A 13,121-nucleotide genomic window follows, 5' to 3' on the forward strand; every position below is an offset into this window, starting at 1 on the left:
TTTAATCTAAATCCCAAGCAGCATCATTAGTGTTTTGAGGATTACCTAATATATCGGGTACCATATCCAACAAATTATTAATATCGCCTCCTGTCGCTTGCAAAAGATTACTTACTTGTATTACAAAGTCTTCAGCAGTGCTACCTTGAGCATCTTGAGGATTAGTAGTCCCATCTAAAGCTTGAACTCCGGCATTAATTAATGTTACTAAATCCTTATTGCATACCTACTGTACCGCTCTCTCCTCTATTAGAACTAGTAGAAGGTTGTATATGTGGTATTTCCTCTCTGTTAGCGTGAGCAGTTGCTTGATGAACCAAAGCTGCAAGTTGTTGATCGTTAAGATTATTTTGTTCCTTTGACATTTCTGGAGATATAGTAGAATTATCCTCAGATAGATCAATTAGATCTTTTTCTTGCAATATAGAGCTTGTATCCACACTATAGCTTAAAGCTTAACATTGAAAAATCATCATCTTTAATTACGCTTTCATACCATTTTTTATGTTCGTTAGCTGCATGTTTTGCATTTTCATTATTTTTATAATTATTTGGAATAGCGTATAAGCCGTATCCTCCTTTATTTGCTGCGTCTATTATGATTTTAGCTATCTTTAGTTCATCTATACTTAAGTCAATATTTTGTTTCACTTTGTTTAAAAGAAGTGTCAGTATCTGATTGCCTTGTGCTGCCCCTTTATTATTTTCCCAGCCTCTTATTAAACTACAATAATCTATACCTGATGTTTTAGCATGCTCTAATACTGCTTTTATAGCTTTCCTTGATTATTAGCTTTTTCATTTTCACCTTGCTGCTCATCTTGAATAGCATTCTCAGCCCATTTAGCAAGTTGAGCATATGATGCTCGCTCCCTTACTGCATTAAATATGGATACACGTTTACCTGGATAATCTATAATCTACTTTTGTAATTATTTCAGATAGATCAAATTTTTGAACTAATTTCGGTAATTCAACAAGCAATTCATCATAATATGGTTTGTTTAAACTCCATTCTCTTCCATTTTGCTTGATTTCATTTATGGTTTCTTGAGTAAAGTTATATAATGAATATTTATTCATAATTTGATCCCTTTGTAATTATTGGTTAAATTTATAGTTAAAAACCACGAAACATGGTATTTTTTAAAAATGCTTTAAATTGTTAGGTTCTGTACACTTTTGATTAATGATTATAATTTTGAGATGTTTTTTAGCAAAAATTAATAAGATTTTTGCAGAAATAGTTATTCATATTTCAAAAAAATCTTATAATTTGCAACTAAAAATGGCCATAATTATGATTATTCTATTACAAGAGTACAGAACCTAATTGACTGATTAAATAAACATGTTTATTATCAATCCAAATTAAATGTAAAAGTATATTTTATGAAAGTTGTTAGCTCATTAAAATCGTTAAAAAAACGTGATAAAGATTGTCAGATCGTTAAAAGAAGAGGCAAAATTTTTGTAATAAATAAAAAGAATAAAAGATTTAAAGCAAAACAAGGTTAATTAATCATTTGTGGAGAAAAAAATATACTCGATGAACTTGAAAAATTAGCTACGTCGTCTTTGTAAGTCCTCGGATGCTGAGTGTTTATTATATGCTCCGCTCCTCGGTTTGCAGACTCCTTGCTCTTTTTCCAGTTGATCTTCGTATATTACTTTTCATTTTACTTCAGAGTATATAATACTACTTTTGAAAGAAAAGAAATAAATATGGCCGGTCATTCAAAGTTCAAAAATATTCAGCATCGTAAAGGGGCTCAAGATAAAAAAAGAGCAAAAGTTTTCACTAAATTAATTCGTGAAATAGTTACTGCAGCTAAAACCGGTTCTTCTAATAACCCTGAAAATAATCCACGTCTTAGAAATGCTTTAACCGCTGCACGTAGTCACAATCTCCCTAAAGAAAGAATAGATAAAGCTCTTAATAGTGCTAATGAGTCTTCTAATAACGAAAATTATACGGAAATTAGATATGAAGGTTATGCACCGAATGGTATTGCTATAATAGTTGAAGCGTTAACCGATAATAAAAACCGCACTGCTGCAGAAGTACGCTCTAGTTTTACTAAATATGGTGGGAGTTTAGGCGAAACCGGTAGTGTCAATTATTTATTTAACCATTGCGGCGTTATTCAGTATCCAATAAATATAGCATCTAATGCAGATGTTTTAGAGGCAGTCATAGAAGCCGGGGGGCATGATATTATATCCGATGATACCACCCATACAATCTATACGGATATTGAAAATTTCTCTAAAGTTCTAGACTTTTTCACTGGCAAATACGGCATACCTGAAGATTCGTATATAGGCTGGATCCCATTAAATACAATAATTATAGATGATAAGGAAAAAGCCGAAAAATTACTAAAGCTTGTGGAAGTTTTAGAAGAAAGCGATGATGTGCAAAGAGTTTTTGGGAATTATGAGTTATCTGATGATGTTTACGAAATAATACAAGGAGAACCATGACTTATAACGATGCAAATTATCAAATAATTATTTTAGCAGCCGGTAAAGGTACTAGAATGGAGTCCGATTTACCGAAAGTAATGCATCCAGTCGGTGGAGTTCCAATGCTTGAAACGGTATTAAAGAATTCGCTTAACGTTACAAATGATGTAATTATAGTGTATTCAGAAGAACTTAAAAAACATTTAATGCCCTATGAAAATATGTGTCGCTTTGTACTGCAAGCAGAACCTAAAGGCACAGCTCATGCTACTTATGTAGCAATAGATTTAATTAATAAAAATAAAACAATATTAGTTTTGTACGCTGATCATCCTCTTATTACTCCAAAACTTATGCATGAATTAATAGCTTATTTAAGCCTTACTAATTCTGCATTAGTGACTTTAAGCTTTGAGAGAGCAAATCCGGTTCAATATGGGAGAATATCTACTGATAAAAATGGTGAATTTTTAGAGATAATCGAACATAAAAATGCAAGCGCAGAAGAGAAAAACATAAAGCTTTGTAATTCAGGTATTATGGCTTTCAGTAGCGAAATTTTAAATAAATACTTACCTTTATTTGCTACTAATACTAACGGTCATAAGGAAGTTTATTTAACTGAAATAGTAAAAATATGTAAAAATCACGGTGAAAAAGTTTCATATTTATTATCTACTGATCATGATTTAATTGTTGGTGTTAATACTAAAAATGAGCTAGAAGAAGCTAATAATATTTTTTCTCAGAATAAGTCTTAGCTTTGTCGTATGGATACCCGAGTCGTCATTGCAAGTGACTAAAGGCTTTGTGACATAGATTGTTTTATGTCATTCCCGCGAGAAACCGGGAATCCAGTAAAACCTATAAAAAACTTGTTGTTATAGGTTTATTTTTTGGGATCCTCGCTTCCGCTGGGATGATATCGAGTAGGCTTTTTACTCTATGCAACAACATCAATACCTTGTGAGAATGACATAGGAAGCCATACAGGCAATGCTAAAAATTTGGGAGAGATGGCCGAGTGGTTTAAGGCGCACGCCTGGAAAGCGTGTTCACGGCAACGTGTCGGGGGTTCGAATCCCCCTCTCTCCGCCAGTTCAGTTTATGGTATACTCGCATGATTTCAAGAATTGAATTTGTTATCAAATGGTGAGTGTGTACAGTTTATACTTAATAAGTGAGTACGTGAATTCATGCAGATAACAAAGAGCAATTCTTAAAAGCAGAAGAGTATGTTATGCTCGTTTATTTTCTTTATAATACTTAGTATATTTATCTAGTAAAGGAACATGTGCAGTTGCTGCTTCTGATTTAAAAAATTCTACGCTCTCTTTACTTAAAGACATGGTTACTTTTATTGAATCATCTTTTAATAAAAGTTCTCTAGGGTGCGGCAAGAAATCTTTGACTCTTTTTACTTCCCCTATTTCCCCATCAGTGTATTTTATTCTCTTGCTCATAAATTCTCTTACCTTTGCGCCAGTATCCTGCTCTAAAAATTCTTATGATTATCTCGGAATGTAAAACGGACTGTTAAAATATTACCATCAACTTTACCTAAACAAAAATATCTTTTTTCTGTAATACTAACTTACCATGCTCTAGTCTGGACAGTTAGCCAATTTTTGTAGTTTATCGAACCGGAAAGCTAAATAGTAATCAAGGTTTCCACTGTCGAGTATTTAAAAGTTGCATATGCATTTGTTATTACATTTATAAAGTCTAAAAGCTTTTTACAAAGCTTATCGTTTACTAATTACCTCATATTGATAGTCTTTTAATTTCTATTTTTACTTTTATAATAAAAATAGTTGTATCTTTATATTGTTTTTTTATTACAGCTGTAATTTTATAAGTTACAATTATATACCTAAGAATCAATTAATTTATATTAAGTTATGACTCATAAAGATTTATCACATTTAACAGAAGAACAAATCAAAGATTTAATAAAACGTTATTATAACTATGAGAAAATAGCTAAATTAGAAGAATTGAATGTTAATGCCAATAGTTTAGTTAGTTTATTTCCGCTTGTTACGCATCATAAATTATTCTGTAAATACTACCGAGATACAAATTTAGTTATTAAGCGAAAGAGTAGAAATGATTATAGCTATGTTTATGGAGAAATGAGTTTTGCTCTATTGGGTCCTATATGTAATCATAACAATAACTCTAGTTGTTCATGTGATAATTGTAAGAAATCTATAAAACAGCAAAAACAAACTGAAGAAGCAGCAAAAAGACATATTTTAATAGATACATTTTTGTATAAAAATATTAAAGCTCCGCCAATTGAAGCATTAACTCTAAAAGATGCTTTATATTTATTAAGTGTAGTAGAACATTCTGCTGCTGAAGACCTTGAATTTGTAAAGCCATATTTAAAAGGATATTCTGTACCGAGTTTAACACCGGACGAAGATTTAAATGATCATATTGTAGGAAAATACGAGAGCTTAAACCCCCATTTGATACCGTCTATAACTTTTATTGTTTTACGCTCATGATCAATTTTAATGGCATAAACGTGACCGATCCAGTAAGATAAAGGTTTAGAGAAAAGTGTGTAGTACCATAAAGGAGAATCATAAAAATCTTGTTCTAAAGTGTAAAATGGGTAATTGAGTTTTATATCACCGTCTATAAACTCTTGTAATTCCTTATCCGAGCAAATCAGTGCGAACTATGTGAAGCCAAGTATTATGTTTTGCATCTGTTTTAGTATGAATAATAGGGAAGGATGGATTAAAACAGTCTTTTTCAGCATTTGGGGTATAGGAAATATTAAATGCTATTCCCATAGAATTAACCTGTAGGCTTTTATGAGCATTTTTATATAAACAAATTCCTATATCATCAGCTACTTCATTATTTACGTCGGGATTATTGCCAATGCAAAGCAAAATTTACTCCGTATAAAGTAAGTAAAAATATACTAAGAAAGATTATTAATTTAAGAATGCTTTTAGGGTTTAACATTTTTAGTTATCTCTTTTGCTTCTTTCCAAAGCTTCAGCATAAATTCTACGGATTGTCCGTGCAGATTTGGCAGGTGATGCTTTTTGGTAAGCATTTTTATTGCTCTCATACGTTTCTCAAATTTTTCATTTGTCTTGCTAAGCGTTGTCTCAACATCCAACCCTGAAAAAATACACAACGAAATCGCCGTATGGAGCAAATCCCCTATTTCTTCTTGTACTCTTTCTGGTGGTTCGGCATCGTCAATAGCTTCTTTTATCTCTCTACATTCATCTATTGCCTGCTTTTCTAAAATCATCTCATGATCCGGCCAATCAAAACCATAGCCCCGTGCGTCTTGCTCAAGCAGAATTAAATTTTGTAGAGGATTTGTTAGATTCTAGATTCTTAACCATATACACCATATTAAATTCATAGTTTTGTGGCTTTAAATTAAATAATGGTTTAAAACCGCAAGCTTCATTGTATATTTACCGAATCCTTGGTTTTGATAAGGCCTATCTACTGCAAGTGACCTTAGTGCCCATTCATTTTCATTGAACAATTCTATATGAGCAGTTGCAACGATTTTAACTCTTTTATATAACACAAAATGATAATGATTCTCTGCCGTTATAGTTGGATGGTTAGAATCATATTTTACATTTATAGTATCAAAGATTTGTTCAGCTCGTATGCGATGGTATTCTTTCCACTCGCTATAATGTGTGCAACGCATAAGCCTAATGGAGTTATTACTTAAGTGCATAATATATAGTGAAGTTAAAATTTTAATGATTTTATGAAAATATTTAATAGTTATCGTGATTCAATTTTCATCAAAGATCATGTTAAATCGAAGCATATTATAGATAAAGAAAAAGAACAATTACGTTATGCAATACTTGAAAAAGAACATATTTGGCTTTTAGATAAGGAACTTGAAGAAAGATTTAAAAGTAAATAAACTACTTTGATAAGTTTATACATAAATATATTTTTTCTAAAAATTACTTGTGGGACGATTTATTATATCATAATTGAGATTAGTGAAATATGAATCAAGTTATAATAATCAACGGTCCTTCTTGTGCAGGTAAAACAACAATAGCCAAAGAAATTGGTAGGCAATTTAATAATAAATTTATTCATTTACAAATTGATAAAGTCGGAGCGTTTTATAGTACGATTTTTCCTACAGAATTTAAGTTTGCAGAAAATGAGGCTGGCACTGAAAACAATGATGATAGACTAAAAGGTCGTTTTAATAATAATAGGTTAGCAAGAAGAAAAATTGTTGCGTTGATATTGCTTACAACCGCAAAAGCATTATTAGATAAAAATTTTAATATTGTAATCGATACGGCACTAGATGGTCTGGATGCTCAAGAACTTGCTAAATTTTATCTTAAATATCTAAATTGTTACAAAATCACCTTTTTAAGGAATCTTTTGTCCGGTTGAAGAACGATTAAAAAGATTAAACACTAGAACTGACAACCTCTTCTTAACGGAAGATTTTGTAAGATTACAGAGTGGACAATATGATGTTTTTGAATCTTGTAGAAACTTCTATAATACTTGGTTCGATAACTCCAAGTGAAGGGCTATAGAAATTGCCTCTAAAATATTATCTATTTAATAGGAAAGCCCAGGACGGGTAAATATACTATAGCGAAAGAGCTTATGTTATATATGATAATAAGTTAATTAATAATCATATTTTTGCTTTGCGTGGATATGACGGTTTTAAGAAGATTCCAGAATTTGTATGGGATACAATCGGACGTATTAGAGATCATGTTTTTGAGTTTATCGTGCAAGAACCTTTTAATAGAATAGTTTGTGACAACGAGGTTGTATCAAAGAGTTGTTTCCGCTAGGCAACCATCTATGTCACTAGATGAACCTAAGAGTATGCATAAAGAGACTCAAAATGAAATATTTACCGATTGTAAGACATGTGAAAGTTAAAATGGATACTACAATATATGATCCGGCATATAAGAAATATTTTGAAAAGCGTGAGCCGACTCAAAAGAAACTCATCACATGTGTATTAAGGTTTGAGCTGTGTGCGGAAAAACCAGCATACACGATTCTTAGGGGCGTGGCAATTGCTGCTTATCTGATTTTACATTTATTAGGTGTCAGAAGAGATTAACATTAGACAATATTACTATTTTCACCCTTTTCATCCTGCACGTAAAAATCGTTTTTTTCATTCAATATATCATCACGGTTTGTATATAAAGATTCAATAAATAAAATAGAGTCCTTTAAAGCTAGTTGCACAGCTATATTATCCTGATCATGTATTTCTATAGTTTTAGAAAAGCCCAAATTCTTTAACTACATTACCTAATTCTTGTATATTAGCTCGAAATCTAGTAGAATCAGAATGTGACATAGGTGTTTTTGAGAGATTTATTATTTCGTTTCTACGTTCTTGTGTTTTAATAATAACTATTTTCTTTAAGTGATCGTCTAAATCTTCCATTCCAATTTTATTGCGAATAATATCGTTTATACTAATTACTTTATTTCCATGCTTTCTCTCATGCGTTGCTGCTACTATACTGCAAGCCAAATCTGTTAATATATCTATTAAGAAACTTTGCGTTATTAAATCTATACCTTTTACTAAAATTTTTATTATACCCTCTTGCTCATTAATATTATTTTTAAATATTTTAGTTTCAACAATACAGCAAGCATTTATGATATTTTTATATTCCAATAAAATGCATTACAGTAATCGTATAATAATGGGCTTTCTTGTGCTAAACTTTCAATTTCTCAAAGATTTCTGCTTTTTGTATTGTTCCACTATAGTATTTTATTGTGGCTATCTATCTTAATTGCATAGGCATCTAATCTTTTATTTGCCCCGGCATCTAGTAATTTAAAATTACTGGTTTTCAACCTTATTTTTGCATCTTATTATCTGTTAATTGATTTTTTAAATAACATGCGGCTAAAAATTCTTGAATAGTTAAGTGAATAAATTGATCATTACTTCCTTTGCTTTTTAATCATCCTTGTTCTATAACTTCATCTATATCATTAGCTTCAGTTTTATTTTTATATTTTGTTTTTTTCTATATGCCTATTATTAAGCCAGTTTATTACTTCACTATATAAACGACTTATAAAATCTTGATTACTGTTTTTTTTGAAATTTATCCCTTATTGTTTGATCACTCCAAACCAAACATATTAATGCAGTATTGATAGGAACTTCACATATTTCTTTTATTTGGCTATGAGTATCCAAAAAGCTTTTTAATTGCACTCCTAGCTCTTTATCATACTCAAAATTTTTATGTACATATTGCTCTATTCCCTCACTATCCCAGCCTGTCCTGTATTGTCTAATTTCCGCGCAAACCTGTTTTACGCATTTCTTCTACAACCACATTAGGTCTAGCACTCATTATTACGTTTTGATATTCTAATATTTTATCTATTAACTTTTTACACCGCGAGTATTTAGATGTGCTACTGCATCATACCCATCAAGTAATAACAACATCTTATCTTTATTTTGGATATCCATTATTTCCTTAACACTTAAGGTACTTTCACTACTGCCTAAACAATAATGGATAAAACAATTAAGCTGACTTTGAGATAAATTATTAATATCAAAATACCCACTATCACCGTCTTTCTAACTTTCATTTAATAATTCTTTTAACTCTAAAACATAATCAAACTTATCGCTCCATAACGCCCCTTTTCCCCATTTATACGATAGATAATGCATTAACGTGGTTTTACCTATTCCTGCACTACCGAGTAACAGTACTTTACCGACATCTGCTTTTATTCTGTTTACTTGCTCAATTATATTTTTTATTTCTGATTCACTTTTATTAGGTAGATTTCCGCGAAGTATCTCAAACTTCTGTTCTTCATTTAGTGACTTAACTATATTATCAATTTTTTCTTCTTGAACTTGATAATTTTTATTAAACAGCTCTCTTATCTTTCCGTATCTATGGCTTTAAAAATATTCTCTATTTCTATCGATCTCTTTTCTCCGACAACTTTATCGCGTAATGCTGCTTTAGCTGCTTCATCGTCTTCACTAAATAATATCTGTAATTTTACTTAATATTCATCTAAAGACTGAGCTTTTTTTTCGTATTCTATTAGCTTTGGTAAAGTATCGTGAGAACTATATAAGGTTCTTAACTTGTCAGTTAATGGTTTTGAAGTAGAAGGCTTCATATTTTTATTAGAAAACCTAATTAGATTAAAACAATTATAGGTGTGAGTTTAAGAATTTAATTTTATTTAAGCAATTTAACATTGATTAACCAAAATAATTTATTTTTTATTTATTGCAACTATTAATTATTAATGTATAAGACATTATACACTCAACAAAATTAGCACTTATAGTTATGAAATATTAGCCATAGGAATTTTAATAGCCGGTAATAATATATTTGCACAGGATACGAAGCCTGCTAAAGAATAAGAACAAAGAAGGATTATGAGAACTAAGCTGTAGAGGGCTTTAGCAACTATAGGGTTTTCAAATGCACTACGTACAATCTCATCATGTTTAGGCTTTTTTTGTATAAAATAATTATACGAAGAAAATAATTTTAATTAGAGGTAGTATTAAAGTGCAATATTATATATAAGTTTGTTGATAAAAAATGATTTATTTACTAATATTTATATTTCCATAAATAATATTATTTTTATATGCTACTGCTACTTCCTGAAATAACTTTGACTTTAATAGCACTTTTAGGGCAGTTTTTTGCCATAATGATCCCAAATAAAAATAGAATTATTTCTAATATCATTATTTTACTATGCATATTATCAATTTTTCTTACCTTTAAGTACTCAAGTTATGAAGGAGTATGGTACTCATTTGCTACCGGAATAAATATCGGTATTAGTAAAAGCATAGTGCTACTATTCACTATTATCTCCATGATTATATACCGTGATTACTCTATTCTTGTTGCTGATGAATTAAAGTTTGAATTTATTACTTTAATGTTATTATCGGTTGTAGGTATTTTTGTTGCAATTTCATCACGGAATTTTCTATTATTATTCTGCGGTATGGAGCTTACTGCTTTAACTTCATATGCACTTGCAGGATTCAAATTAAATGATATGAAATCATCGGAAGGTGCTTTAAAATATTTTATCTTAGGTAGTTTAGTTAGTTGTTTATCATTATTCGGTATTTCTTTTATATACGGATTCGGCGGAAGCCTACAATTTGAGGATATCTTATATAAACTAAATGATAATTCCGGAATGAATCTTGGGTTAATAATCGGTATTGTACTATTTTTAAGTAGTATTTTCTTTAAACTCTCAAGTGTTCCACTCCATTTTTGGGTCCCTGACGTATATGAAGGATCACCGATTACTGCGGTTACTTATTTCAACGCTGCCTCAAAAATAGGTATGGTTATTGTTTTATTAAATATCAGCAAATTAATTATAGGTAATTACTATCCTATTAATTATAATTTAATAAAGATAATTGCTATATTATCTATGCTGTTTGGAGCTTTTGGAGCAATTCGTCAAACTTCTCTAAAAAGATTAATGGCTTATAGTACTATTTTAAATATCGGTTATGTATTAATCGGCGTTCTTCTGCATAATCAAGAAGGATATAAAGCAGCTCTACTATATATTCTAATATATGCGGTAGGGAGTATAGGATTTTTTACTTGCTTAATTATACTGCTCGGTAAAGACGTCGATAAAGCTAGTTTTAAAACTATACAAGGAATTGCAGAGTATCATAAAACTATAGCTGCCGTAATTAGCATAGTTATGTTTTCAATGATTGGAATCCCTCCTCTTACAGGATTTTTCGGTAAATATTACCTTTTTTACCAAGCAATTAATCAAGAAGAATTCGCATTAGCTTATTGTGGTATTTTTACCAGCGTAGTTGCTGCGTTTTATTATCTTAAAGTAGTAAAAGGCATGTATTTTTCTAAAAAGATTGAGATAATTAAGCTGCCGATGCAATATGGGCTTTTACTGATTAATTACTTAGTTGTAGGCTTCTTGTTGCTTGGTTCATTTATTATCTCGTTTTAGCCGGTGTAGACTTTTTATTAACAACACTAGCTGCAGTAGTTTGAGTAGGCTTCATAACCTTGCCTTTTAGATTCTTTATATGTTTTAGATTTTCTTCATCTAATTTTAATAAATCTTGGTCTTTTTGTGTAGCTTTTTTAGCTAGGCCTAATTGACTTGGAGTAACACTAACAATATCATCCGTTCCAACTTCTTTCTTAAATTTTTCTAGAGCATCTACATATTCTCTGTTTGCATATATATTTGTCTTTACCAATTTTTGTTTTGGTTCTTTCTTTATTTTATCAGAAGAACCAGCTAAATTTCTTTCATCTTTAATATCTTCATTTAAACTTTTTATTGTCTTTATTAAATGTTTTTTCGCACTATCTCTAATACCAAGTATTTCTAAAATTCTTGCAAAATTAGTAGTAATGTTATTTCTTAATTTAAGTTTTTGTCCTCCTTTTTTTCTTTCTTCATAATTAAGAATGTTCGCAAAATAATCAGGATACTCTTTCATTAATGTTTTTAATCCTTGCTCTTTCACTTCGTAATAAGGAAAACTATATTTTTTAGAAATTAAACTATTTACTTTAATTTCTAAGCCGTATTCCTTTAAGGATTCTTGCCTTTTTTTCATTGTATCTATTAAACTAGCCTTAATTGCTTCAGGCGTTATTTCTTTAGATTGTTTATTATTAAATTGCTTTGGCATCGCTTGTTTTGCAAATTCTGCAATTGCTTCATTACTATAATATTTAGTTAATGCATCAAAACTTTTATCAATAGTTTTGCTTAAATCAATTTTAGAAACTGCAAGTAAGCTATCGGCAAAATTAGGATTTTTTGTTCTTAAATTAGAAGGAAATTCTCTAAAATGGTTAGTGGGACCGAATCCAGGCAAATGTTTAGCTCTTGAATGCGGATATATATTATTTGTTAAATTATCAAAACTACCAGCAAAATCAATTCTTACTAATTTAGGTAAAGTTTTTGGATTTTTTGGATCTCTGATAACTCCTATATTTCCAACATGTATATCAAAATCGCCGATCAATAAACTTGCCGGCATAATGTTTTCAAAGTTCTGATACTTAATTTCCTTAAAAGCATTTTCTAAGGTTCTAAATAATTTATTTCTAGTCCCCATAAAAAGTGGTCTACCGCCGTCCTTTCTAAACCAAGAACTCGGTTTAGTTTTAGCAGACATATGTTTATCCATGTCCACATACATATCACTACTATAATTCTCAAAAAATTCAGATTTGACATATATTTGCAAATCAACGGCTTTAGATTTATTAAAATCATCAGGAGCAATTAAATTAACCTTTGCTCCATTTCCAGGACTTATAGCTTCAAAAATTTGAGATCCTAAAAACTCAGCTATATTTTTTGCGCTTGAAGCCTCTTTTTTTATCATCGCCGTAATTTTACCGTCTAAGCTTTGATATACTCCGCCATGCTCTCCTACCTCATTAGCTCCGCCTCCTTTAGGCTTTAAAAAATTCCAACCTTTAAATACTGATTTCTTATTTTGCGTCATCTTCGCCTCTTTATAATGATTTACACTACATTGATAATTTTGATATAATTAACATATT

At 30.4% G+C, this 13,121-nt stretch carries 18 protein-coding genes and 1 tRNA gene; 9 read left to right on the forward strand and 10 right to left on the reverse strand.

Annotated elements, in window-relative coordinates:
* Positions 1–215 precede the first annotated feature (215 nt).
* The 3 genes from ACHBLB_RS06635 to ACHBLB_RS06645 all read right to left on the reverse strand — a co-directional run bounded on the left by ACHBLB_RS06635 (position 216) and on the right by ACHBLB_RS06645 (position 1,083).
* Entirely contained in the window at positions 216–440 is a 225-nt protein-coding gene (locus ACHBLB_RS06635) for a hypothetical protein (protein WP_475841521.1), read from the reverse strand.
* Position 441: 1 nt separating this feature from the next.
* On the reverse strand, positions 442–651 hold the full coding sequence (locus ACHBLB_RS06640) for a hypothetical protein (RefSeq protein WP_475841523.1): 210 nt from the start codon (positions 649–651) through the stop codon (positions 442–444).
* Positions 652–900: 249 nt separating this feature from the next.
* Entirely contained in the window at positions 901–1,083 is a 183-nt protein-coding gene (locus ACHBLB_RS06645) for a hypothetical protein (RefSeq protein WP_014362890.1), read from the reverse strand.
* A gap of 309 nt (positions 1,084–1,392) precedes the next feature.
* On the opposite strand from ACHBLB_RS06645, the gene ykgO reads away from it, so the two are divergent.
* The 4 genes from ykgO to ACHBLB_RS06665 all read left to right on the forward strand — a co-directional run bounded on the left by ykgO (position 1,393) and on the right by ACHBLB_RS06665 (position 3,567).
* Positions 1,393–1,518 (forward strand): type B 50S ribosomal protein L36, encoded by a 126-nt coding sequence (gene ykgO / locus ACHBLB_RS06650; RefSeq protein ID WP_004998227.1) that lies wholly within the window; start codon positions 1,393–1,395, stop codon positions 1,516–1,518.
* Between the two features lie 207 nt (positions 1,519–1,725).
* On the forward strand, positions 1,726–2,487 hold the full coding sequence (locus ACHBLB_RS06655; protein ID WP_475841525.1) for a YebC/PmpR family DNA-binding transcriptional regulator: 762 nt from the start codon (positions 1,726–1,728) through the stop codon (positions 2,485–2,487).
* A complete protein-coding gene (locus ACHBLB_RS06660; RefSeq protein ID WP_475841527.1) occupies positions 2,484–3,230 on the forward strand; it encodes a sugar phosphate nucleotidyltransferase in 747 nt (248 codons plus the stop codon). The genes ACHBLB_RS06655 and ACHBLB_RS06660 overlap by 4 nt, the downstream gene beginning before the upstream one ends.
* A gap of 249 nt (positions 3,231–3,479) precedes the next feature.
* A tRNA-Ser gene (locus ACHBLB_RS06665) sits at positions 3,480–3,567 on the forward strand.
* Between the two features lie 140 nt (positions 3,568–3,707).
* Here the strand turns inward: ACHBLB_RS06665 and ACHBLB_RS06670 are convergent.
* Entirely contained in the window at positions 3,708–3,932 is a 225-nt protein-coding gene (locus ACHBLB_RS06670) for a CopG family transcriptional regulator (protein WP_475841529.1), read from the reverse strand.
* 438 nt (positions 3,933–4,370) lie between these two features.
* Here ACHBLB_RS06670 and ACHBLB_RS06675 point away from each other — a divergent pair, with 438 nt between their 5' ends.
* A complete protein-coding gene (locus ACHBLB_RS06675) occupies positions 4,371–4,985 on the forward strand; it encodes a hypothetical protein (protein ID WP_475841531.1) in 615 nt (204 codons plus the stop codon).
* Positions 4,986–5,138: 153 nt separating this feature from the next.
* Here the strand turns inward: ACHBLB_RS06675 and ACHBLB_RS06680 are convergent, their stop codons facing one another.
* From ACHBLB_RS06680 to ACHBLB_RS06690, 3 genes are all read right to left on the reverse strand, one after another.
* Complete coding sequence (locus ACHBLB_RS06680) at positions 5,139–5,381, reverse strand: hypothetical protein (protein ID WP_475841533.1); 243 nt, start codon at positions 5,379–5,381, stop codon at positions 5,139–5,141.
* A 62-nt stretch (positions 5,382–5,443) separates the two neighbouring features.
* The gene (locus tag ACHBLB_RS06685) at positions 5,444–5,755 is read right to left on the reverse strand and encodes a MazG nucleotide pyrophosphohydrolase domain-containing protein (RefSeq protein ID WP_475841535.1); all 312 of its coding nucleotides are present in this window, start codon (positions 5,753–5,755) and stop codon (positions 5,444–5,446) included.
* Positions 5,756–5,884: 129 nt separating this feature from the next.
* Positions 5,885–6,175, reverse strand: coding sequence for a GNAT family N-acetyltransferase (locus ACHBLB_RS06690; protein WP_475841537.1), 291 nt, complete (start codon positions 6,173–6,175; stop codon positions 5,885–5,887).
* Positions 6,176–6,238: 63 nt separating this feature from the next.
* Between ACHBLB_RS06690 and ACHBLB_RS06695 the strand changes: the two genes are divergently transcribed.
* From ACHBLB_RS06695 to ACHBLB_RS06705, 3 genes are all read left to right on the forward strand, one after another.
* Positions 6,239–6,403: a hypothetical protein gene (locus ACHBLB_RS06695; RefSeq protein ID WP_475841539.1), complete on the forward strand. Its 165-nt coding sequence runs from the start codon at positions 6,239–6,241 to the stop codon at positions 6,401–6,403.
* An 89-nt stretch (positions 6,404–6,492) separates the two neighbouring features.
* A complete protein-coding gene (locus ACHBLB_RS06700; protein WP_475841541.1) occupies positions 6,493–6,900 on the forward strand; it encodes a phosphotransferase-like protein in 408 nt (135 codons plus the stop codon).
* 472 nt (positions 6,901–7,372) lie between these two features.
* Positions 7,373–7,600 carry a hypothetical protein gene (locus ACHBLB_RS06705; protein ID WP_475841543.1) on the forward strand — a complete coding sequence of 76 codons (228 nt, stop codon included), beginning with the start codon at positions 7,373–7,375 and terminating at the stop codon, positions 7,598–7,600.
* 165 nt (positions 7,601–7,765) lie between these two features.
* On the opposite strand, the gene ACHBLB_RS06710 is transcribed toward ACHBLB_RS06705, so the two are convergent.
* Both ACHBLB_RS06710 and ACHBLB_RS06715 read right to left on the reverse strand, forming a co-directional pair.
* Positions 7,766–8,176 (reverse strand): hypothetical protein, encoded by a 411-nt coding sequence (locus ACHBLB_RS06710; RefSeq protein ID WP_475841545.1) that lies wholly within the window; start codon positions 8,174–8,176, stop codon positions 7,766–7,768.
* 933 nt (positions 8,177–9,109) lie between these two features.
* On the reverse strand, positions 9,110–9,205 hold the full coding sequence (locus ACHBLB_RS06715; RefSeq protein ID WP_475841547.1) for an NTPase: 96 nt from the start codon (positions 9,203–9,205) through the stop codon (positions 9,110–9,112).
* Positions 9,206–10,158: 953 nt separating this feature from the next.
* Between ACHBLB_RS06715 and nuoN the strand changes: the two genes are divergently transcribed.
* On the forward strand, positions 10,159–11,535 hold the full coding sequence (nuoN, locus tag ACHBLB_RS06720) for an NADH-quinone oxidoreductase subunit NuoN (RefSeq protein ID WP_475841549.1): 1,377 nt from the start codon (positions 10,159–10,161) through the stop codon (positions 11,533–11,535).
* On the opposite strand, the gene ACHBLB_RS06725 is transcribed toward nuoN, so the two are convergent.
* Complete coding sequence (locus tag ACHBLB_RS06725) at positions 11,522–13,063, reverse strand: hypothetical protein (protein WP_475841551.1); 1,542 nt, start codon at positions 13,061–13,063, stop codon at positions 11,522–11,524. The genes nuoN and ACHBLB_RS06725 overlap by 14 nt on opposite strands.
* Between the last annotated feature and the right edge of the window lie 58 nt (positions 13,064–13,121).

The organism is Rickettsia lanei (genome assembly GCF_056242675.1).